The sequence below is a fragment of the Vreelandella stevensii S18214 genome (genome assembly GCF_000275725.1).
GTDB lineage: Bacteria > Pseudomonadota > Gammaproteobacteria > Pseudomonadales > Halomonadaceae > Vreelandella > Vreelandella stevensii.
Map to the genome: position 1 here is coordinate 1 of NZ_AJTS01000038.1, position 22,846 is coordinate 22,846.

The window sequence follows — 22,846 nt, forward strand, 5'->3', positions numbered from 1 at the left end:
CAATCGAGGCCGGGCTAGGGGCGCTCTCGCGCCCCTCGCTATCCATCCTCGCACTAGAAGTACGAGGTTTTTCGCGATGTTCGATAAAAAGGCTTACTCCCAACGTTGTCGGGAGTATAGACGGGAAAACAAAAATTTCAAATAAATCAATTATTTGCTAACGATAAGCCTAACAAGAGTGATTCGCGTCATACGGCGTAAGCGAGACTCATGTCGGCTTCGGCCCGCGCCACCTGAACCGCTTCACGGGTCAGCGACTTGGCATAGCAGGCGCATTTGCCGCACTGCGTGCCACAGCCGGTAGCTTCACGCACTTCTCGCCAGCTGCGCGCTCCGTCGCTCACTTGCTGACGAATCTGATGGTCGGTTACTCCTTTGCACACGCATACGTACATAGCGCCACCTCATACAAGACATGAGATGAATGTAAATGATTCGCATACATCTTTTCAAGTAGAAAACACTACTCTTTAGTAGCGATTCTTCTTGAGGCTCTGCTAATGGATAGCTAACCGATTGACGAAAAGCTATTTTTCATCCTTTTCGTCGCTCGAATTTTTTCATTATTTTTATCACTTCTTGGGCAACACCACGGTTTCCGTGCGCGATACGATGTCGGGCCAGCTTCTGCGCTGCCGGTCGAACAGCACCCACCAATAGCCCAGCCCCAGGGCGGCCAGCGACACCCAGGCCACCGCACAGCGAATCAGGCTCTGCTGCAAGGAGATGGCGTGCCCGTCCAGCGTTTGCACGCGAAGCCGCCAGGCCTGCATCCCCAGCGTCATGCCGCCACGTCGCCAGGCATAGACGAAAAACAGCGTCACGAAGAACACCAGTATCAGCCGTAAGCTCCAGATGTCCAGCGCCGTCGTGCCGATTTCATCCGCCGTCTGGCCCAGCACGAAACGAAAGAACGCCAGATGGGCAACGGTGGCCGCAATCCAGATGGCCAGCACCAGAAAACCGTCGTAAATCATGGCGCCCAGACGGCGTCCCAGCCCCGCAGGCCACACGCTGTCTAACTGGGTGAAGCGTCTTGTATGGGTCACTCTTTCCATCCTCTTTTCAATGCGTATACCCCGCTCAACCGTTGCGGCGCAGGAAGTAGATGCCCACCGCCGCACAGGCCAGGGTGGGCACTAGAACAGCCCAGACCGGCGAAAACCCGAACAGCGTGGAGGCCGGGGCCAGCAGGTCCTGTACGTACTTGAACAGCAGGCCGGTGACCACGCCATAGAAGACCCGCGTCCCTGCCGCCACGGTACGCAGCGGGCCAAACACGAAGGACGCCGCAATCAGTACCAGCGAGCCCATGGTGAGCGGCAGCAGCACCTTCTGCCAGAAGTAGAGCAGCGGCTGGTCGGCCTGAAGCCCCTGGCTCTTGAGGAATTGGGCATAGGCCCAGAGTTCGCTGGGTGCCTGGCTCTGGATATCGCGCAGCAAGCGTTCCAGCTGCGTCGGCGTCAGGTTCGTGTCCCAGGCAGTCGTTGGCTGGTAGTCCGATTCGGTCCGAGCATCGTATATCCGGGTCGTGGTGACCTCTTCCAGCACCCAGGCACCCTCTTCCCAGTGCGCGCGCTGCGCATGGGTCGCCTCCACCAGCCGCCGCTCGTCGAAGCGGTAACGGGTCAAATCCAGCACCACGTTGTCGGCACGGATGGCGCCAAAACGGTAGACGCTGTCACCTTCGAACTGCCAGCCGCTGCGACTGGTCAGCATCGCGCCTTCGCCCTGGCGCTGCTCCAGCCGCCAGGCTTCGGCGTACTGTTCGGTGCGCGGGGTCACGAACTCGGCCACCAGCAGCACGACGACGACGACCAGCAGCACCGGCTTCATGACGCCCCATACGATACGCACCAGCGAGCGGCCCGCCGCCCGCATTACGGTCAGCTCGTTACTGGAGGCCATACTCCCCAGGCCAATCAGCGCGCCAATCAGCACCGCTACCGGCGCATACTGATAGAACCGCCAGGGCAGGCGCATGATCAGGTATAACAGCACATCCAGAGCAGTGTAGTCGCCCTGGGTGTCGCTCAAGTCACCGATGTAGGCAATCGTGATATCCAGCCCCAGCAAGACACACTGCACGACGATAATGGCCGCCAGCACGTTGCGGGCAATATAGCGATCCAGTCGGTCAGCCCCCATCAACCCATTCAGCATTAGCGCATTCCTTTCCGTTGCGAGTGCCATAGCAGCAAACAGCCCAAGGCCAGGAACAGGCCATGCACCGGCCACACGCCGATAGCCGCAGGCAGCGAGCCGCCGCCAATGGCATCCACCGCTGCCAGCAACAGGCTAAGATACGCGACATACAGAAACACTGCAGGCAGCAGCTTGGCAAATCGCCCCTGGCGCGGGTTCACCCGAGAAAGCGGCTGTGCCAGCAGGGCCAGCACGAAGACCATCAGCGGCAGGCCTACCCGCCACTGAAACTGCGCCTGGGCGCGGGGGCTTGCGTCGTTCCACAGCTCAAGGGTACTGGCATACTCAAGAGAATCCAGCTCCTGACGGTCTCGGCTCAAACCCAGCCGCAGGGTATAGCGCTCGAAGGTCAGACGTTCGGCATTCAGAAGGCCTGGGGTGACGCCGTAGCGTTCACCGTTTTCCAGCACCAGGAAGCGACTGCCGGTCTCGACGCTGGTTTCCTGGTAGCCCGACCCGGCCCGGGTCACGTAGCTGTGCGGCTGTTCGGCCCCCTGCCGCGCCTGTTCGTGCACCAGCACTTCCTGCATCTGTCGGCCATCGCTGCTGAAATCGGTGATGTACGCGGTACGCCCGCCGCCAAAATCCTGAAAACGTCCGGGGGCCAGTACCGAGACGTCCAGGCGGCTGCGCTGCTCTTCCAGCGTGGTTGCGGTTTGCAAGGCCCCGGTAGGCGTCAGCCACAGGCTACACAGCCCCACCAGCACGGCCACCACGGAGGCGGGCAGCAGCGTCACCCGCAGCAGCCGGGTCGGGCTCATGCCACAGGCCACCATGACGGTGATTTCACTGTTCATGTAGAGCTGGCCATACGCCAGCAGAATGCCGAGGAAAAACGACAGCGGCAGAATCAGCTCCATAAACCCGGGCAAATGGAACACCATCAGGCTGCCCAGAATCGTCACGGGAAAATCGCCCTCGGCCGCATCCGAGAAATAGCGGATGAACCGGCTACCCATGATCACCAGCAGCAGAATGCCTGCCACCGCAGACATGGTCAGTAATACTTCACGAGTTAAGTACCGAAATAATATCAACGTACTCTCCGGCTAGCGGTACAGGTTGCCATGCAATGCGCCCGTGGCTTGGGTACACTATTCATCGAATTGGATACACTGATCACACTGGTCGTAAATGACGGGGCATTATCCCGAATCACTCGTTGCTTGTCTTGTTGGAGACGTCATGGAATTTTCCGTTCAGACCGCAAACCCAGCCAAAGCCGAAACGGCTTGTCTCGTTCTGCCTGTCTACAAGGATAGCGACTTACTCCCCGCTGTCGCCAAACTCGACGATGCCAGCGAGCGGCTGATCGGCCAACTGCTGAGCCGCGGTGACTTCGACGCCGCCCTGGGCAATGTGCAGATGATTCCCTTTGCACCAGGGCTGGGCGCCGAGCGCCTGCTGCTGGTTGGGCTGGGAGAGCGCGGCAAATGCCAGGAAGCCGCTTTCCTCAAGGCACTGGACGCGGCCATGACAGCGCTGGTCAAGCTCCCCATCGATGAAGCCAGCGCTACCTTCACCGACGTGCCGCTGGAAGGCCGCGATGCCAGCTGGAAAGCGCGCAAGACCCTCGAAGCTGCCGAGCGTGCCCTCTACCGCTTCGATCACTTCAAGTTCGCGCCCGCCAAACCACCTACCCTGGCCAAGCTTCACCTGATCGTGACGGACGCCGCCGAAGGCCTGCTGGCCAAACAAGGCGCCGCGTTGGGCTGCGCGATTGGGCAAGGCATCAACGTCACTCGCACCTTGGGCAACCTGCCCGGCAACGTCTGCACGCCCCGCTACCTGGCCGAACAGGCCGAAGCGCTGGGGCGCGATTCACAAGGTGCGCTGGCCGTCGACATCCTGGACGAGGAAGCGCTGGAAGCGCTGGGCGCTCACTCGCTACTTTCCGTGGGTCGCGGCAGCCGCGAACCCTCGCGCCTGATCGTGATGAAGTATCAAGGCGCCGAGGATGCCGACGAAGCGCCCCACGTGCTGATCGGCAAAGGCATTACCTTCGATACCGGCGGCATCTCGCTCAAGCCCGGCGAAGGCATGGACGAGATGAAATTCGACATGGGCGGCGCCGCCAGCGTGTTCGGCACCGTCAAGGCCGTGCTGGCCATCAGGCCCAAACTCAATGTGGTGTTCATCGTCGCTGCGGCCGAGAACATGCCCGACGGCGCTGCCACCAAGCCGGGCGATATCATCAAGACCCTGAAGGGCTTGAGCGTCGAAGTGCTCAACACCGATGCCGAGGGCCGTCTGGTGCTGTGCGATGCACTCACCTACGCCGAGCGCTTCACGCCGGCCAGCGTCGTGGATATCGCCACGCTGACCGGTGCCTGCATCGTTGCCTTGGGCCATCACGCCACCGGCCTGCTGGCCAATGACGACGACCTGGCCCTCGACCTGCTGGACGCCGGGGAAACCGCCTGGGACCGCGCCTGGCACCTGCCGCTGTGGGACGAGTACCAGGAGCAGCTGGACTCCAACTTTGCCGACCTGGCCAACATTGGTGGCCGCCCAGCAGGCACCATCACGGCGGCCTGCTTCCTGTCGCGCTTCGCCGACCACTTCCCCTGGGCGCACCTGGACATCGCCGGCACAGCCTGGCACTCCGGCAAGCAGAAAGGCGCCACGGGTCGCCCGGTGGGTCTGCTGACCCAGTACCTGCTGGACCGTGAAGCCGACGCCCAAGTGGAAAACAGCGGCGAGTGACGCCAAAACAGGCCAACAATGGTTGCCTTTCCGTAGCGCAACCGTTAAACCTGACAGCATAAGCGTGTGCCGGGGCTACCTCGGCACACGCGATACCCCATACAACGCTTTTACGCCCTTCGGGGCCTGGCTCTAGCGGAGAGAACACGCCGTGCCCACAGCTTCAGATGCTCAGTTCGACTCACGTTTTGAAACGCTGCCCTCCAACCAGCCGGTAGCCGATGCGATTCGTAACAATATTCTGCAAAACCCAGGATTCGGTAAGCACTTCACCGACCACATGGCCCACGTGCGCTGGACCATCGATGCCGACTGGCACGGCCATCAGGTGCGCCCCTACGGCCCGCTGACCCTGGACCCTGCCGCCTCTGTGCTGCACTACGGCCAGGAGATCTTCGAAGGCATCAAGGCGTACCGTCACGCCGATGGCTCGGTGTGGACCTTCCGTCCCGAGAAGAACGCCGAGCGTTTCCGCCGCAGTGCTCGCCGCCTGGCCCTGCCGGAACTCTCCGATGAAGACTTCCTCGGCTCGCTGAAAGCGCTGCTGGCCCAGGATCACGTCTGGGTACCCACCCCCGCCAACGACGCCGACGAGTGCAGCCTCTACCTGCGTCCGTTCATGATCGCTTCGGAAGCGTTTCTGGGCGTGCGTCCGGCCCACGAAGTCGATTACTACGTGATTGCGTCGCCCGCGGCGGCCTACTTCAAAGGCGGCATCGAGCCGGTCTCCATCTGGCTCTCTTCCCACTACAAGCGCGCGGCCCCCGGCGGCACCGGCTTTGCCAAGTGTGGCGGCAACTACGCGGCCTCCCTGGCAGCTCAAAAAGAAGCGGCTGCCAATGGCTGTAGCCAGGTGGCGTTTCTGGATGCGGCCGAGAACAAGTGGATCGAAGAGCTGGGCGGCATGAACCTGTTCTTCGTTTACAAGGATGGCCGCATCGTCACACCGCGCCTGACCGACACCATTCTCGAAGGCGTGACCCGCAACTCTATCCTGACCCTGGCCAAGGATGCGGGCCTGACGCCCGAAGAGCGCGCCATCAGCATCGACGAATGGCGCGAAGGCGCGGCCTCCGGCGAGATCACCGAAGTCTTTGCCTGTGGCACCGCCGCCGTGATCACGCCAGTGGGGGAACTGGTGACCGAAAACGAGCGTATCCGCCTGCAGGGTGACGGCAACAACGAAGTAGCCAAGCGCATCCGCAAGACGCTGCTCGACCTTCAGTATGGCCGCAGCGAAGACAAGTACGGCTGGCTGACCCGCCTGGTCTAATCACACCGGGCTTTGCCCCCCGGCCGCTGCTCGGCCGGGGGGAGCACCGCCAGACTTCTGGAGCCATCCGATGGCGCGTATCGATTTCTATATTCTTCCCGACACCACCCTCGACGCCCGCCTGCAGTTCGCCTGTAAACTGGCAGAGACCATCCATCGCAAAGGCTACCGCCTGCACCTGCACTGCGAAGACAAAGCGCTGGCCGAGCAGGCCGACGACGCCCTGTGGCGCTTTCGCGACGATGCCTACCTGCCCCATGCGCTGGAAGACAGCGAGCTGGCGGCCAGCGTGCCCATCACTCTGGGCTGGCAGCGGTTGCCGGTGCCCACGGAAGCGACCGCGCTACTTAATCTGCACCCTGAGATCCCCGAGGGTTTCGAGCACTACGCCCGAGTCGCGGAAATCATCAACCAGCACCAGCAGGTGCTGCTGGCCAAGCGCGCCTGCTGGCAGCGCTACAAGGCGCTGGGGCACGAGGTGGTGCCACACAAATTAGGCTGAGGGCCAAGCGCTCCGAGCAACTCACCCCCTGCCGTCCTCCAACCATCATTCAATAACAACAACTCCAAGGATAGGCCCCCCATGCCGTCAACTGTCCTGGCCCGCTGGCCGCTTGCCGTCATTGTCATTGCTCAGCTCTTTGGCACCTCGCTGTGGTTCAGCATCAACGGCGTTGGCCTAGCGCTGCAGGAAGCGGCGGGACTCAGCGAGCGCGACCTGGGGCTGCTGACCATGGCCGTTCAAGCGGGCTTCATTACCGGCACGCTGGCCATCGCCACCACGGGCCTGGCGGACCGCGTACGGGCCAGCCAGCTGTTTGCCGTCTCGGCCGTGCTGGGCGCCGTGCTCAATGCCGCCTTCATTGGCGTGGTGGAGAGCCTCTCGCTGGCAGCCATGGCACGTTTCATGGTGGGGCTTTGCCTGGCAGGCATCTACCCACTGGGCATGAAGCTGGTGGTCAGTTGGACACCCCGCCATGCAGGCTCGGCACTGGGGTGGCTGGTCGGCATGCTGACCCTCGGCATTGCCTCGCCGCACCTGCTGCGGGGCGTCACGCTGCATTTGCCCTGGCAGTGGCCGCTGCTGCTCTCCTCGGTGCTGGCGCTGCTGGCCGCCCTGCTGATTCTGCGGCTGGGCACTGGGCCCCACCTGCCTGCCAAGGCCTCGGCAGGCCGCCCCTGGGCAGGGCTTGCCGCCTTCAAACAGAAAGCTTTCCGCGCCGCGTCGCTGGGCTATTTTGGCCACTGCTGGGAACTCTACGCCCTGTGGGCGCTGGTCCCCTTGCTGGTGGCCAGAGAACTGGAACGGCTCAGCGCCGCCGCCAGCCTTCAGCCGTGGCTCAGCTTTGCCGTGATCGCGCTGGGCCTGCCCGGGTGTGTGCTGGCAGGCCGCTGGAGCCGTCGCATAGGCAGCGCAAAGGTGGCCTTCGTAGCGCTGGCGGTATCCGGCACCCTATGCCTTCTATACCCCCTGCTGGCGGGCCTTTCCCCAGGGTTCCTGCTGGTCCTGCTGGCGCTCTGGGGCATCAGCGTGATTGCCGACTCGGCGCAGTTTTCGGCCCTGGCGTCGGCCAGCGCGCCCCCCGAGCGGCTGGGTGCCGCCCTAGCCATGATGAATGCCATCGGCTTTGCGCTGACCATCCCATCCATCGCGCTGGTAACGTCGCTATGGGAAAGCCAGGGGCCCTGGGTGATCTGGTGGCTACTGCCCGGCCCCGTGATTGGCCTGTTGACCATGCGCAGGCTGATCTTGCGCTGACGCACCGAGCTGGATTTGGTAAGGTGCGCGCTTGACGATATAAGGTGTGCCCCATGACCCTTGCAGCCCACTGGGAACCGCTGGACCCAAAACGCCACGGCGCATTGATGTGGCGACGTTTTACCCGTTACCACTTTGCCCGCCACACCCTTATGACGCCCCTGGCCGATGCGGAGCTGCGGCATGCGGCTGCCTGTTTTCCAATGGCCTTCGTGAACGGTGATCAAGGGTGGCAAGCGGTGGCGCTGCTGAGCCTCGATGACACTCATAACCTGATGGTCGATGCCGACGGCCGCTGGCAAGCCGCTTACGTTCCTTCGGCCCTGCGCAGCCACCCCTTTGGCTTGCATCCCGACGCGCCGGGGCAACTCTGCATCGACACCCACTCCCCCTGTGTGGTCGAGGCCCTCGATGGCGAGCCGCTGTTTCAGCAACAGGGTGGCCTGGCACGCTTTCCGCAGCAAGTGCTGCGCTTTTTAACCCAGCGAGCGCAAGGCTGCCAGCGTGTTGCAAAGGCGCTTTCTGCCCTCGACCAGGCCAGGCTGCTCACCCCTTGGACGCCAAAGGCCTACCAGGGGAGCGTGACGCTGCATCAAGTGAACGAAAGCGCCTGGCAATCACTTACCGACACACAATTGGGGCTTTTCTGGCAATTGGGGGCCGTGCCTTTGGTGTACGCTCAGTTGCAATCGCAGCACCAGATGGGGCGATTGCTGGCCTATCGACAGCGCCGCACTCCCCCCGCGCCGGCCGCCTCGCCTGCCGACACGTCTTCCACCCTGGCACAGTGGCAGGAAGCGCTGAACGATGAAGAGCAATACCACTGGCAAGACCCTCGTAAGTGAGTGCTCGGCACCACCTGGATCAGGAAAGTGTATGAACGTAAATGTGATGGCGCTGCCTCGCCGAGTACGCCTGGGTTGTTGCCTGGGGGCCATGTTGTTGCTGACCTGCCCGCCGCTGGTGGCACAGCCTGTATCCGACGCTCAGGAGGAACCGCTTCCCCTGCCCGCCTCGTCACTGGAAGGCCCGGTGTTTACGCCCGAGTTGCGCCAGCAGCTGGACGCGTTCCGCTGGCAGGAAGGTCGCTCTGCTCAACGGCACCAGGGCCTCGATGACTTACGCTACCGCCTCCAGAGCGCGCTGGAACAGCAGCCGAGAATTCTTGCTCAGCGCTCCCGGGAGCGCGAGTCGGTGCTGCAGATCGATGAAGTACGCGCCGTACGTCGCCCGCAAGTCAACGCAGGCCTCGAGTATCGCAATGATCTCCAGCGCACCGAGGCGCTGCCCGACCGCGGCTCGCGGATGGACGCCGTGGTCACCCTCAGCCAACTGCTGCTGGACTTTGGCGCCAGCGGTGAGCGCTTGCGCGCCGCCGACCTCAGCGCGGAAGCGGCATTCTGGCAATCCCAGGTCAGCATCGAAGAGGAAGTCCTCTACGCCATCAATGCCTACCTGGATGTCGCGCGCTTGACCACGCAGCGCCAGTTGGCAGAGCACAATCTCCAGCAGCACCAGCGCATTTTCACGGATGTCAGCCTGCGGCGGGATGCGGGGGCAGGCTCGCGAGCGGACGTTTTGCGCGCACAGAGTCGCTTGAGCGATGCCGAGTCTCGACTGATCTCCCTGGAAGGCGAGCTGGCCCGTGCCATCAATGTCTATCAGGAAGCCTTCTTCACGACACCGGACACCTTGGCGCTGCCTGAAAGCGCCGCCATGCTGCGCGATGTCAACGCCGACCAGCTGCTGGACAGCGCCCTCAGCCGCAATGCCGCGTTACGCAGCCGCACCCTGGCCAGCGAAGCCAGCGGCGCCGAAGCGCAGGCCACCCGCAATGCGCGTCTACCCAGCGTCAGTGTCGCCGTCGAGGGTCGCCAGTTCGATGTCAACGACTTCAATGAGTCCGATAACGACGTGGCCCTGCTGTTCAATGTGGATTACACCCCCTACAGCGGCGGCGCCACTTCCGCACGCGTGGCCCAGGCCGTCGAGCGCCAGCAGCAAAGCCAGTACGAGCAGCAGGCGCTGCGCCGCGAGTTGGAGCGCGAAGTCCGCTCTGCGCTGACCGATACCGATACCCGGCGTGCCGAACTGGCAGCCCAGACCGCCACCCTGGCCGCCGAAGAGGAGGCCTTGCTGGCATACCGTGATCAATTTGCCGTCGGCCGCAGCAGCATCAACGACCTGCTGGATGCCCAACGAGACCTGTTCCAAGCCGCCGTCGAGCTGGTCAATCGCCGAGTACGCTGGGAACAGGCCAGCTTTCAACAGCTGGCGGTGACCGGCGAACTGCTGGACGCCCTGGAGATACATATTGAACGCCGCTGATTCGCGCTCCGACGCCCTTGAACAATGCCTGACGTTTGTCGCTTCACATCTGGAGCTGCCGGTGTCGGCAGCAGCCGTACGGGCGCATCGCGTTGGCAACGAGACCGCCATGACCCCCGATGGCTTCATCGACGCCGCAGAGCGCCATGGCATGGTGGCGGCGCTGGGCGAGCACGGCCTGGAAACGCTGGGTAACTCGCTGCTGCCAGCCGTTGCCCTGCTCCAGCATGGCCGCGCCGTGGTGATCATCGGGCGTATCGATCAGCAGCGGTTTGCGCTTTACGACCCGGCCCTGGGTGACCAGCCGGTGGAGACCACCCTGGCAGCGCTGCAGACCGAATATATCGGCCATGTGATCGCCGTGCGCGCCCGCTATCGTCCCGTCGCGCTCAATCAGGCCCCCGAGATACAGGGCGGCCACTGGTTCTGGAGCGCCCTCACGAACAACCGCTGGGTGTACACCCAAGTGGTGATCGCCGCCGCCTTGACCAACTTTCTCGGCCTGGCGACCTCGCTGTTCATCATGGTGGTGTACGACCGCGTGCTGCCCAATGAGGCCATCGAATCGCTTGTCGCGCTCACCATAGGGGTGAGTATTGCGCTGGTCTTCGACTTTGCCGTCAAGACCTTGCGCCAGCTGTTCATCGAGCGGGCAGGCCAGGAAGCGGACCTGCGCATGGGGCGACGTATCTTCGATCACGTCCTCAACCTGCAGATGAGCGCCAAGCGGGGCTCCACCGGCGGCTTTGCCAATACCCTGCGGGAGTTCGAAACGCTGCGCGATTTCTTCGCCTCTGCCTCCCTCGTGGCCGTGGTGGACCTGCCGTTCATACTGCTCTTCGTCGGCGTCATCTATTTGATTGGTGGCCCCTTGGCCATCGTGCCACTGGTGGCGGTCCCGCTGGTGCTGCTGATTGGCGTGGCCGTGCAGCCCTTCCTCAAGCGGCTGTCCGGGCAGGCCTTCGAAGAGAGCCGCTCCAAGCAGGGGGTATTGATCGAAGCCGTGGCGGGTCTTGAAACCATCAAGGCCAGCGGTGCGGCCCCGATGATTCGCCAGCGCTGGGAAGAGAGCGTTCAGCAGCAGTCGAAGGTGGGTCGTCAGGGTCGCGCCATTCAGCAGTTTGCGCTCAACGCCACGGCCCTGGCGCAGCAGGCCGCTCAGGTAAGCATCGTCGTCTATGGCGTGTTCCTGGTCGGGGATGGGGTGATTTCCATGGGTGCCATGATTGCCTGTGTCATTCTCACTGGCCGTGCCCTCGCGCCGCTGGCCCAACTGGCCCAGACCATGACGCGCATCAATCAGGCTCGCACCTCGTACCGAGCCCTCGACCAGCTCATGAGCATGCCATCCGAGCGCCCCGCCGGGCGCCACTATTTGAGCCGCCCCTCGCTTGACGGCAAGCTGTGCCTGCAGGATGTCAGCTTTCGCTACCCCGAGCAGACCACCGCCGCGCTGGTCAATATCAACCTGACCATCCATCCCGGCGAAAAGGTCGCCTTGCTGGGTCGTGTCGGTTCTGGAAAAAGCACCCTGGCGCGACTGCTGCTGGGGATTTATCCGCCTGAGCAGGGCGCCGTTCTGGTGGACGACACGGACCTGCGGCAAATCGACCCTGCGGATCTGCGCCACAACATCGGCAGTGTCCTGCAGGAAGCCTGGCTCTTTTCCGGCACGGTACGTCAGAACATCGCCATCGGTGCACACCACCCGACCGACGAACAGATCCTGAACGCTGCCAGGCTGGCGGGGGCCCACGACTTCATTGCCCGTCACCCGAAGGGCTATGACATGCCCATTGGCGAACGCGGCGAGGGATTATCCGGCGGCCAGCGGCAGCTGATCTGCCTGGCGCGCGCGCTGCTGGGCGCGCCGCCTATCCTGCTGATGGACGAGCCTACCAGCGCCATGGATATCCAGACCGAAAAAGAGGTCATCGCACGGCTCAAGGCCGCCAGCACGCATCAGACGCTGGTGGTGGTGACCCACCGGACAAGCTTGCTGGAGCTGGTCGACCGCGTGGTGATTCTCGACCAGGGCCGCATCATCGCCGACGGCCCCAAAGCCAGCGTGATGCGCCCGGTAGAAGCCTCCCCCACTCGTACGCGTGAAGGAACAGCCCCGTGAGCCAGTCGCACTCTCCGTTGGATTTCGAGCATTTCGTGCGTCACGGCCGCGCCAGGCGGTCCATGGGTAGCAGCCTGTTGCTGATGACCATCATCGGCTTTTTGGTGGTGGGCTTCATCTGGGCCTACCTCACGGAGGTCGACGAGGTCACGCGTGGCCAAGGCAAGGTCGTGCCCTCGCGCAGCCTGCAGGTCGTCGAAAGCCTGGAAGGCGGCGTCGTCACGGAAATCAACGTGCGCCGTGGCGATGTGGTGGCCCAAGGAGATACGCTCATGACCCTGAGCGGCGGCACGCTGGAAGGGGACTACGAAGAGAGCCTGCAGCGCCTGCGGTCACTGCAACTGCGCCTACAGCGGCTCGAAGCCGAAATCAATCAGGTGCCGCTGGCACTGGATGAGGCATTGAGCCAGGGCGCGCCCAGCGTCGCGGCCAGCGAAACGCGCCTGTTCCATGGTCGCCAGCTCGAGCTGGGGGCCGAGTTGCAGGTGCTGGAACAACAAGGCTATCAGCGCCGCCAGGAAAAAGCCGAGCTGGAAGCGGCGCTGAGCACGGCCCGAGCCGGTGTCCAGCTCGCCGAGCAGGAGCTGGCGATCATTCAGCCACTGGCCCAGCGCGGCATCGAGCCTGAGACCTCCCTGTTGCGGGTAAGACAAACCCTCAACGAGCTGCGCGGTGACGTGGCTCGCCAGCAGAGCGCCGTGGCCAGGGCCGAAGCCTCCATTGCCGAAATCGAGGACCGCAAGGTAGCGGCGCGCAACGCGTTCGAAGCCGATGCGCTGGCGCAACTGGCCGAAGCCACCTCGCAGGTCGCCGAGCTGGAAAAAACGCTGCCCGGCCGTGCCGACCAGGTGGCACGCACCACGATACGCTCGCCGGTGGCCGGTGTGGTCAATCAGGTGCACATCAGCACGGTTGGCGGCGTGGCCCGCCCCGGCGAGCCGCTCATCGAAGTCGTCCCAGCCGACGATGCGCTGTTGGTGGAGGCCCACATCAGGCCTTCCGATATCGCATTTCTATACCCCGGGCAGCCGGTCAAGGTAAAGCTCACTGCCTATGACTTCGCCCGCTACGGCGGTCTCGACGGCGAGCTGGTGACCATTGCTGCCGATGCCGTGCAAATGCCGGAAACGGGGGAGCTGATGTACCCGGTCGAAGTGCGCACCGAAGGCTATCTGTACGATGCCGACAACCAGCCGCTGTCGATCATTCCGGGCATGGTGGCCGAAATCGACATTCTCAGCGGCAAGCGCAGCGTGCTGGACTACCTGATGGAGCCCGTCGTCAAGGTCCGCGACCGTGCGCTGAGGGATTAAACCAGGGGAGGATACCGCCCTCCCCCTGACGCCCCCAGGCGAGTCGCGCTATACTTGTCGCCATTTTGCATCCTTGACCTATGAATTCGATACCTCGCCAAGCGGGGCGTCTCTGCTGTGAGTGACTCCATGGATAAGACCTACCAACCCGAACAGATCGAAACCCGCTGGTACGAGCGCTGGGAAGCCGACAATCGCTTCGCGCCATCGGGCCATGGCCAACCCTTCTCGATCATGATTCCGCCGCCCAACGTCACCGGCAGCCTGCACATGGGCCACGCGTTCCAGGACACCATCATGGATACCCTGACGCGCTGGAAACGAATGCAGGGCAACAACACTCTGTGGCAGGTAGGCACCGACCACGCGGGTATCGCCACGCAGATGCTGGTGGAGCGCAAGATCGCCGTAGAAGAAGGCAAGACCCGCCATGACCTTGGCCGGGATGCCTTCATCGACAAGGTGTGGGAGTGGAAGGAGGAGTCTGGCGGCCACATTACCCGCCAGCTGCGCCGCATGGGCGCCAGCGTTGACTGGAGCCGTGAGCGCTTCACCATGGACGATGGATTCTACAAGGCGGTTCAGGAAGTGTTCGTGCGCCTGCATGAAGAGGGCCTGATCTATCGCGGCAAGCGGCTGGTGAACTGGGACCCCACCCTGCACACCGCCATTTCCGACCTGGAAGTCGAAAACAAGGAGCAGCAGGGCAGCTTCTGGCACTTCCGCTACCCGCTGGCCGATGGCGTCAAAACCGACGACGGCAAGGATTACGTGGTGGTCGCCACTACTCGCCCGGAAACCCTGCTGGGCGACACCGGCGTGGCCGTGAACCCGGAAGACCCGCGCTATGCATCGCTGGTCGGCAAGTTCATCGAACTGCCGCTGGTGGGCCGCCGCATTCCCATCGTGGCCGACGAGCACGCCGACATGGAGAAGGGCTCTGGCTGCGTGAAGATCACCCCGGCCCACGACTTCAACGACTACGAAGTCGGCAAGCGCCAGAACCACCTACTGATCAACGTCTTCACCAAGGATGCCACCCTCCTGGAGCAGGCGGAAATCTTCGACCTGAAAGGTCAACCGCAGCCCGATGAAGACGCCAGCCTGCCGGCCAAGTACGCGGGCCTGGACCGTTTCGAGGCACGCAAGCAGATCGTTGCGGACATGGACGCGCTCGGCCTACTGGAGCAAGTGGAAAGCGTCAATAACACGCTGCCCTACGGCGACCGCTCCGGCGATGTCATCGAGCCGCTGCTCACCGACCAGTGGTTCGTGGCGGTGGAAAGCCTGGCCAAGCCCGCCATCGCGGCGGTAGAGAATGGCGACATCCAATTCGTGCCCAAAAACTACGAAAACATGTATTTCGCCTGGATGCGCGACCTGCAGGACTGGTGTATCTCCCGCCAGCTGTGGTGGGGCCACCGCATTCCTGCCTGGTACGACGCCGACGGCAATGTGTACGTGGCTCGAACTGAAGAGGAAGCCCGCGAGAAGCATGGCCTCGGCGCTGACGTCGTACTGACCCAGGACGAAGACGTGCTGGACACCTGGTTCAGCTCGGGCCTGTGGACTTTCGCCACCCTGGGCTGGCCGGAAAAAACCCCGGAGCTGGACACCTTCCACCCCTCCAGCGTGCTGGTCACCGGTTTCGACATCATCTTCTTCTGGGTCGCCCGGATGATCATGATGACGCTGAAATTCACCGGCGAAGTCCCCTTCAAGACCGTCTACGTTCATGGCCTGGTGCGCGACGGCCAAGGCCAGAAGATGTCCAAGTCCAAGGGCAACGTGCTCGACCCCATCGACCTGATCGACGGCATCACCCTGGAGGCGCTGCTGGAAAAACGCACCGGCAACATGATGCAGCCTCAGAAAGCCAAGGCGATTGCCAAAGCCACCAAAGAGGAATTTAAAGACGGCATCGAGCCCCACGGCACCGATGCGCTGCGCTTTACCTTCCTTTCACAGGCCACTACCGGGCGCGATATCAAGTTCGACATGAACCGCCTGGATGGCTACCGCAACTTCTGCAACAAGCTGTGGAACGCCTCGCGCTACGTGCTGATGAACGCCGAAGGCGAAGACTGCGGCAACCAGGGTGAGGAAGTGGAGCTCTCGCTGGCTGACCGCTGGATCATTTCCCAGCTGCAGAAAACCGAAGCGCAGGTCACCAAGGCGATGGACGAGTACCGCTTCGACCACGCCTCCCAGGCGCTTTACGAGTTCGTCTGGAACGAGTACTGCGATTGGTACCTCGAGCTTTCCAAGCCGGTGCTATGGGAAGATGACGTACAGGAAAGTACCAATGCCGCGGGAGACAGGACGTCGGAAGCGGCAGCGCTAGTGAAGCGTAAGCGTGGCACGCGCCGCACCCTGGTGCGGGTGCTCGAAACCATCCTGCGCCTGGCCCACCCGATGATGCCTTACATCTCGGAAGAGATCTGGCAGCGGGTCGCCCCTCTGGCGGGCACCTATGTGGGCGAGGGCGCGTCCATCATGCACCAGGCCTGGCCAGAAGCCGACGAGAGCAAGATTGACGAGCAGGCCACTCGGGATATCGAGTGGCTGAAGGGCGTGATCATCGCGGTGCGCAACATCCGCGCCGAAATGAACATTGCCCCCGGCAAGCCGCTGGACGTGCTGCTGACCAAGGGCCAGCCGGAAGACGCCGAACGCCTGGACCAGAACCGTCGTTTCCTGGCCAAGCTGGCCAAACTGGAAAGCGTCACGTGGCTGGCCAACCCGGATGAAGCGCCGCTCTCGGCTACCCAGCTCGTCGGTGATATGGAAGTGCTGGTGCCCATGGCCGACCTGATCGACAAGGACGCCGAGCTTGCCCGCCTTGCCAAGGAGATCGACAAGCAGGACAAGCTGATTGGCGGCATCGAGAAGAAGCTGGGCAACGATGGCTTCATTGCCAAGGCCCCCGTGGCGGTGGTGGAAAAGGAGCGGGCAAAGCTCGCCGAATTCCAGGCCACCCGGCAGCTGCTGGAAGAGCAGCAGGCCAAGATTGCGGCCATGTAAGGCGACAGCGACGCAGCGGCACCCTCCGGGGTGCCGTTTTTGTTACAGTATCTGGCAACCACTTGGCACCCTGGTGAGCCCCTCTCCCATCAGCGCCACCACGGCTTTCATTGCGCGGAACAATCACGATGTCCACTCTTTCAGCGGCACGCCTGCAGGCGCTGGCAGCCACCTTGCAGCGCGAGGGGATCGACTATCGGTCGCTCTCCCCCATGGCTGACACCGGCCTGGCCCACGACCATGTCTGGATTCACCGCCAGCGGGAAGACTGGGTCGCCAGGCTGCCCAAGCAGAGCCAGATGAACCTGCCACCGCAGGCCAACCTGGACTACCAGGCCGCCTGCTATGCGCGTGCTAGCCAGGGCGGACATACGCCGTGCTTACACCATGTGCTCCCCGCCACCCCAGAGCTACCGCGGGGGGCGCTGCTGGTCGATGCGATTCACGGGCGTTTGGCAGAACTGCCCGGAGATTTATCGTCCATCGCCGATGCCCTTGCCAGCCTGCACTGCCAACCCCTGCCATGCACGACCGCTCGGGCACCGCTACTGGCCCCTGCCGACCCCTGGCAGGCCATGGTAGCGGAAGTGCATCAACAGGCGAGCTGGTTGGCGAAAGCACAGCTACCCGCCGGGATTGGCCAGCGCATTCAGCAGGAGCTGGATTTACTGCCCCGCACGCTGCCCAATGCCTCACCGACCCTGATCAGTTTTGATACCCATCCCGGCAACTTCCTGGTCACGGATACCGGGCGCGCGATCCTGGTCGATCTGGAAAAATGCCGCTATGGCCTGCCGGGCATCGACCTGGCGCACACGTCGCTCTACACCTCGACGACCTGGGACCTGAATAGCCAAGCAGTACTCAGCCTGGACGAGGTGGTCGCTTTCTACCGCCGCTGGCAGACGCAGATGTCAACGCAGGGGCAAACCCTGCCGAATGTTGAGACGCTGATGGCCTGTCGACGCGCCACCTGGCTCTGGTCGCTCACCTGGTGTGCCAAGTGGCGCGCTCAGCATCTGCACCGCCAGGATGAACAGCGCCAGGGCGAAGACTGGTCGGCAGAGCTGACCAACGACGCCGTCATCACCCATGTACGTGACAGGGTAGAGCACTATTTGTCGCCCGCGATCATTGACCACGTGCATGGTGAGCTTCAATGTTTACAAACCGCGCTATAACCGACTGACGTTACGAGGCATTCGATGAAATCACGCTCTGCTTTAGCCACCGCCGTGGCGCTTGCTTTAGCGACCCTGACAACGCCGGTGGTCGCCCAGCCCGACCAACAGGAGTGGGAAAGCGTTCTGGCCGATGCCGAAGGCCAGACCGTATATTGGAACGCCTGGGGTGGCGATGACCGCACCAATCGCTACATCGACTGGGTCGCCGGGCAGATGCGTACCACCTACGGCGTGCGCGTCGAGCACGTCAAGCTCGATGACACCAGCAGCGCCGTGGCTCGGGTACTGGGGGAAAAGCAGGCGGGTAATCACGACGATGGCAGTATCGACCTGATCTGGATCAACGGTGAGAACTTTGCCGCCATGCGCGCCCAGGACCTGCTGTTCGGCCCTTTTGCCGACTCTCTGCCCCATTTCGCCCTCACCCACCCCGACGACAACCCCGAGGTAGTGACGGACTTCACGCTGCCCACCGAAGGCTATGAGTCCCCCTGGGGCAAGGCGCAAATCACCTTCTTCTACGACAGCGCCCACATCGACACGCCTCCCCAGAGCATCGAAGCTTTACTGGATTGGGCGCAGCAGAACCCCGGCCAGTTCAGCTATCCGCGCATCCCCGACTTCACCGGCAGTACCTTCCTGAAGCAGGCGCTGATCGAACTGACGGAACAAGACGAGGCGCTCTATCAGCCTGTCGAAGACGCGGATTTCGAGGCCATCACGGCTCCGCTGTGGGCCTACCTGGATGCGCTGCACCCCCACCTGTGGCGCAGCGGCCGCAGCTTCCCTGCATCCGGCCCCAATCTGCGCACGCTGATGAGCGATGGCGAGATCAGCCTGGCCTTCTCCTTCTACCCCACCGATGCCGCCGTGGCCGTGATGGAGTACGAGTTGCCGGACAGCGTGCGCAGCTATGTGCTGGAAGGGGGCACCCTGGGCAACGTTCACTTTGTGGCGATTCCCTATAACTCGCCCCACAAGGCGGGCGCCATGGCGTTGGCCAACTTCCTGCTCTCTCCGGAGGCGCAAGCGCAGAAGCAGTCGCTGAGCATGTGGGGCGACCGCAGCGTGCTGGCCATCGACCAGCTCAGCGACGCACAGCAGGCGCTGTTCGAGGAGGGCGACCACCATCCTTCGGCCCTGCCTGCCGACGCTCTCTCCAATACCCTCGCCGAGCCCCACCCCAGCTGGATGACCGCCCTGCAAGCCGCCTGGCTCGAGCGCTACGGCGTCAACTAAGCATGGCCCTTCGTTCATGATGCTGCGGCTGGCGCCCATTACCCTCGTGGCGCTGCTAGTCCTGCCGGTGACGGCAGGGCTGGCCATGGTGCTGCTGCCCGCCTTTGGCTACCTGCCGGTCATTGGTCGCGAGCAGCTGAGCCTCGCCCCCTGGCAACAGCTGCTGGCCCAGCCGGGGCTGGGCCGCTCGGTGCTGGTCAGCCTGTTCAGCGGCCTGGCCAGCACTGCCCTGGCGCTGCTGGTGGTGGTGCTGTTTCTGGCCGCCAGCCAGGGCACCTGGCTTGACCGCAGCCTGCGGCGATGGGTGTCGCCGCTGCTGTCGATTCCCCATGCGGCGGTGGCCTTTGGCTTTGCCTTCCTGATCGCCCCGTCCGGCCTGACGGCGCGGCTCTTTTCGCCCTGGCTGACCGGCTGGGAGAGCCCGCCTGACGCGCTGGTGGTCAATGACCCCTGGGGGGTGGCCTTGACCCTTGGCCTGGTGCTCAAGGAAGCGCCCTTCCTACTACTGATGAGCCTGGCAGCGCTGCCCCAGCTGCAGCCCGAAAAGCGGCTTCGGCTTGCCCGGTCGCTGGGCTATACCCCGGTAATCGGCTGGCTGAAGGTGGTGCTGCCCTCGCTCTACCCGCTGATTCGGCTGCCGGTCTACGCGGTGATCGCCTACGCTACCTCGGTAGTGGATATGGCGCTGATTCTGGGCCCGCGCCTGCCGCCGACCCTCAGCGTGTCGATTCTGGGCTGGCTCAACGACCCGGACATCACCCGCCGCCTGATGGCCTCTGCCGCGGCCGTGCTGCAACTGGGGGTCACGGTGCTGGCCCTGCTGCTTTGGTGGCTCATGGAGCAGGGTGTGCGCTGGTCAAGCCGGGGCTGGCTCGTCAACGGCAGCCGCCAGCGCGGCGCCACGGCAGTGAAGATTGCGGGCCGAGGCGGCCTGACCCTGGTAACCGTCGCCGCCCTGGCGGCCCTGGCGGGGCTGGCGCTGTTTTCGGTGGCCGGTTTCTGGCGCTTTCCTGAGCTGTTTCCGCAAGTGTTGACCCTGGACCACTGGCAGCGCAGCGCCCCTCAGCTCGCAGGTCCCCTGCGGACGACCCTGGCCATTGCGGTGGTCTCCACGGGGGTGGCGGCGCTATTGGTGGTGGCGGCGCTGGAGCATGAGCAGCGCCAGCAGATTCGTCCTTCCCGTGCCCTGTGGCTGCTGTACTTGCCGTTACTGGTGCCGCAGATTGCGTTTCTGTTTGGCTTGATCGTAGCGGCGGAAAGCCTCGGGATTCGCCCGCAGCTGGCATTGGTGATGGCGGGCCATTTGCTGTTCGTGCTGCCCTATCTTTACCTGTCGTTGGCGGAAGCCTATCGCCAGCTCGACCCGCGCTGGATTCACATGGCACAGTCGCTGGGCGTCACGCCCAACCTCGCGTTTTGGCGGGTGCGGTTGCCGCTGCTGCTCGCCCCGCTGCTGACGTCGCTGGCCGTCGGGTTGGCCGTGAGCATCAGCCAGTACCTGCCCACGCAGCTGCTGGGGGCGGGCAGGGTTTCCACCGTGACCACTGAGGCGGTCGCCCTCGCATCCGGCGGCAATCGCCGTTTGATTGGCGTCTGGGCGCTGGTGCAGGCCGTTCTGCCGCTGGCGGGTTTCATGCTGGCGCTGGCGATCCCCCGCTGGCTGGGAGCGCCCCGCAGCGTCTCATCCAACGAAGGAGCCCGGTAATGAACACAGCTCGACATGCCCTGACCCTGGAGCAGGTGCGCATTTTCCTGGCTGAGCGCGAACTGCTCCACATCGAAGCCACCATCGCCCCCGGCGACGTGCTGACCGTCATGGGGCCTTCCGGCTCGGGCAAATCGACCCTGCTGGCCTTGCTGGCCGGTTTTCTCGCCGCCCCCTTTCGTGCCGAAGGCCGTCTATGGCTGGGCGAGCGCGAGCTCTCCCCCCTGCCAGCAGAGCGGCGTGGCATCGGCCTGCTGTTTCAGGACCCGCTGCTGTTCCCCCACCTTAGCGTGGCGGGCAACCTGCGCTTTGGCCTGCCCAAGCGCAGCCCGCAACCCCAGGCACAGGTGGCCCATGCGCTGGCTCAGGTCGGGCTGGCCGGTTACGAAGCGCGTGACCCGACCACCCTTTCCGGCGGGCAGCAAGCCCGGGTCGCGCTGATGCGCTTGCTGCTCTCCCAGCCCCGGGCCGTATTGCTGGACGAGCCGTTTTCCAAACTGGACACGGCGCTGCGCCAGGAAATGCGTGCGCTGGTGTTCGGGCAGCTCCGCGACGCCGGGCTACCAACCCTGCTGGTCACCCACGACGAGGCCGACGCCTCGGCAGCGGGAGGCGACGTGCTTGTCCTCGACTGACCACGGCCCCGGGCTTCCCAGGGTGACGCTCATCATCCCGATGCTTAATGAAGCGGTGAGCATTCACGCCACGCTGATGCGCCTGCAACCGCTACGCTCGCAAGGCGTCGAAGTGCTGGTGGTGGATGGCGGCAGTCGCGACGCCAGCGTGGCACTCGCCACCCCGCTGGCCGACGCGGTGCTCGAAAGCCCGCCGGGCAGAGCGCGGCAGATGAACCTGGGCGCCCGGCAGGCGCGAGCGCCCCTGCTACTGTTCCTGCACGCCGATACCCACCTGCCCTGGGGCCATGAAACCCGGGCCATCGATGCGCTTTGCCAGGCGCTGCTGCACCGCCACTGGGGGCGCTTTGACATTCGTCTGGCAGGGCAAAGCCGCTGGCTGCCGCTCGTCGCCGCGCTGATGAACCGACGCTCTCGGCTCAGCGGCATCGCCACCGGCGACCAGGGGCTGTTCGTGCGTCGTGAGACGTTTTTTGCGCTGGGCGGCTTTCCCGACCAGCCGCTGATGGAAGATATCGAACTCAGCAAGCGCCTGAAGGCGTACTCACCGCCCGCCTGTCTGCCCCATAAAGTGGTAAGCTCGGGCAGGCGCTGGGACCAGCAGGGCGCCTGGACAACCATCTGCCTGATGTGGCGGCTGCGCTACCGCTACTGGCGTGGCGTCAGTGCCACGCAACTGGCCAAGGAGTACCGTGATGCCCGTTGACTCACTGTCTGCCCACTTGCATCTGTTGGCCAAGGCCCCACTGCCCGGCCATGCCAAGACCCGGCTAATCCCTGCTCTGGGCCCTCAGGGGGCCGCCGATGCTCATGCCACCATGGTGCGCCACTGTGTGGCCACGGCCTGCGAGGCCCTGGGGGCGAGCCAGGTCACGCTCTGGACCTCGCTGGAGCATAATCACCCGCTGTTTCTGGAGCTGCAGGCGCAGCATGGCATTGCCCTGGCGGCCCAGCAGCCTGGCGACGTGGGCATGCGCGTTCGCCGGGCACTGAATCACACGTCAGGCTACCCGGCCATGGTCATGGGCACCGACTGTCCCAGCATCAGCGTGGCCATGCTGCGACGCTGCCGAGCAGCCCTGGCCACCTTTGATGTGGTCATTTTGCCCGCCGAAGATGGCGGCTACGGGCTGATTGGCAGCCACCAGGACTACCCCGAGCTGTTCACGGCGATTCCCTGGGGCTCCGAGCAGGTGCTGAGCGTAACCCGCGAACGCCTTGCCGCGTTGGGCCTGGAGGCCGCCTACCCCGACACCATGTGGGACATCGACCGCCCCGAAGACTGGTTTCGCTGGCAACAACTTCATCAAGCGAGTGTGTAAGGCATTCTCGCGTATCGTCACTGACCAT

At 63.7% G+C, this 22,846-nt stretch carries 19 protein-coding genes; 15 read left to right on the top strand and 4 right to left on the bottom strand.

From position 1 onward, the window contains the following. Window positions 1-188: 188 nt before the first annotated feature. The 4 genes from HSS18214_RS0109150 to lptF all read right to left on the bottom strand — a co-directional run bounded on the left by HSS18214_RS0109150 (window position 189) and on the right by lptF (window position 3,242). On the bottom strand, window positions 189-395 hold the full coding sequence (locus HSS18214_RS0109150; RefSeq protein WP_016914996.1) for a (2Fe-2S)-binding protein: 207 nt from the start codon (window positions 393-395) through the stop codon (window positions 189-191). Window positions 396-572: 177 nt separating this feature from the next. Beyond that, entirely contained in the window at window positions 573-1,058 is a 486-nt protein-coding gene (locus HSS18214_RS0109155; RefSeq protein ID WP_016914997.1) for an RDD family protein, read from the bottom strand. A gap of 25 nt (window positions 1,059-1,083) precedes the next feature. Then, window positions 1,084-2,163, bottom strand: coding sequence for an LPS export ABC transporter permease LptG (gene lptG / locus HSS18214_RS0109160; RefSeq protein WP_016914998.1), 1,080 nt, complete (start codon window positions 2,161-2,163; stop codon window positions 1,084-1,086). Beyond that, complete coding sequence (gene lptF / locus HSS18214_RS0109165) at window positions 2,163-3,242, bottom strand: LPS export ABC transporter permease LptF (protein WP_026001840.1); 1,080 nt, start codon at window positions 3,240-3,242, stop codon at window positions 2,163-2,165. Before lptF ends, lptG begins: the two co-directional genes overlap by 1 nt. A gap of 148 nt (window positions 3,243-3,390) precedes the next feature. Between lptF and HSS18214_RS0109170 the strand changes: the two genes are divergently transcribed. The 15 genes from HSS18214_RS0109170 to HSS18214_RS0109240 all read left to right on the top strand — a co-directional run bounded on the left by HSS18214_RS0109170 (window position 3,391) and on the right by HSS18214_RS0109240 (window position 22,818). Continuing rightward, a complete protein-coding gene (locus tag HSS18214_RS0109170) occupies window positions 3,391-4,911 on the top strand; it encodes a leucyl aminopeptidase (protein WP_016915000.1) in 1,521 nt (506 codons plus the stop codon). 151 nt (window positions 4,912-5,062) lie between these two features. Beyond that, window positions 5,063-6,184, top strand: coding sequence for a branched-chain amino acid aminotransferase (locus HSS18214_RS0109175; RefSeq protein ID WP_016915001.1), 1,122 nt, complete (start codon window positions 5,063-5,065; stop codon window positions 6,182-6,184). A gap of 70 nt (window positions 6,185-6,254) precedes the next feature. Further along, window positions 6,255-6,686: a DNA polymerase III subunit chi gene (locus HSS18214_RS0109180; protein WP_016915002.1), complete on the top strand. Its 432-nt coding sequence runs from the start codon at window positions 6,255-6,257 to the stop codon at window positions 6,684-6,686. Between the two features lie 81 nt (window positions 6,687-6,767). Then, entirely contained in the window at window positions 6,768-7,943 is a 1,176-nt protein-coding gene (locus HSS18214_RS0109185) for an MFS transporter (RefSeq protein ID WP_016915003.1), read from the top strand. Window positions 7,944-7,996: 53 nt separating this feature from the next. Beyond that, window positions 7,997-8,788 carry a SapC family protein gene (locus HSS18214_RS0109190; RefSeq protein ID WP_016915004.1) on the top strand — a complete coding sequence of 264 codons (792 nt, stop codon included), beginning with the start codon at window positions 7,997-7,999 and terminating at the stop codon, window positions 8,786-8,788. 31 nt (window positions 8,789-8,819) lie between these two features. Then, window positions 8,820-10,271 carry a TolC family protein gene (locus HSS18214_RS0109195; RefSeq protein WP_016915005.1) on the top strand — a complete coding sequence of 484 codons (1,452 nt, stop codon included), beginning with the start codon at window positions 8,820-8,822 and terminating at the stop codon, window positions 10,269-10,271. After that, a complete protein-coding gene (locus tag HSS18214_RS0109200; RefSeq protein WP_016915006.1) occupies window positions 10,258-12,396 on the top strand; it encodes a type I secretion system permease/ATPase in 2,139 nt (712 codons plus the stop codon). The genes HSS18214_RS0109195 and HSS18214_RS0109200 overlap by 14 nt, the downstream gene beginning before the upstream one ends. Continuing rightward, window positions 12,393-13,709 (top strand): HlyD family type I secretion periplasmic adaptor subunit, encoded by a 1,317-nt coding sequence (locus tag HSS18214_RS0109205; RefSeq protein WP_016915007.1) that lies wholly within the window; start codon window positions 12,393-12,395, stop codon window positions 13,707-13,709. The genes HSS18214_RS0109200 and HSS18214_RS0109205 overlap by 4 nt, the downstream gene beginning before the upstream one ends. Before the next feature lie 129 nt (window positions 13,710-13,838). Beyond that, window positions 13,839-16,733: a valine--tRNA ligase gene (locus HSS18214_RS0109210; protein WP_016915008.1), complete on the top strand. Its 2,895-nt coding sequence runs from the start codon at window positions 13,839-13,841 to the stop codon at window positions 16,731-16,733. Window positions 16,734-16,861: 128 nt separating this feature from the next. Further along, window positions 16,862-17,914, top strand: coding sequence for a phosphotransferase (locus HSS18214_RS0109215; RefSeq protein WP_016915009.1), 1,053 nt, complete (start codon window positions 16,862-16,864; stop codon window positions 17,912-17,914). Window positions 17,915-17,938: 24 nt separating this feature from the next. Continuing rightward, window positions 17,939-19,156, top strand: a complete 1,218-nt coding sequence (locus HSS18214_RS0109220) for an ABC transporter substrate-binding protein (protein WP_016915010.1) — start codon at window positions 17,939-17,941, stop codon at window positions 19,154-19,156. A 16-nt stretch (window positions 19,157-19,172) separates the two neighbouring features. Beyond that, window positions 19,173-20,861 carry an ABC transporter permease gene (locus HSS18214_RS0109225; RefSeq protein WP_016915011.1) on the top strand — a complete coding sequence of 563 codons (1,689 nt, stop codon included), beginning with the start codon at window positions 19,173-19,175 and terminating at the stop codon, window positions 20,859-20,861. Then, entirely contained in the window at window positions 20,861-21,496 is a 636-nt protein-coding gene (locus tag HSS18214_RS0109230) for an ATP-binding cassette domain-containing protein (protein ID WP_016915012.1), read from the top strand. The genes HSS18214_RS0109225 and HSS18214_RS0109230 overlap by 1 nt, the downstream gene beginning before the upstream one ends. Further along, entirely contained in the window at window positions 21,483-22,202 is a 720-nt protein-coding gene (locus HSS18214_RS0109235; protein WP_272942912.1) for a TIGR04283 family arsenosugar biosynthesis glycosyltransferase, read from the top strand. The genes HSS18214_RS0109230 and HSS18214_RS0109235 overlap by 14 nt, the downstream gene beginning before the upstream one ends. Next, window positions 22,192-22,818 carry a TIGR04282 family arsenosugar biosynthesis glycosyltransferase gene (locus tag HSS18214_RS0109240; protein ID WP_016915014.1) on the top strand — a complete coding sequence of 209 codons (627 nt, stop codon included), beginning with the start codon at window positions 22,192-22,194 and terminating at the stop codon, window positions 22,816-22,818. The genes HSS18214_RS0109235 and HSS18214_RS0109240 overlap by 11 nt, the downstream gene beginning before the upstream one ends. Window positions 22,819-22,846: the final 28 nt, after the last annotated feature.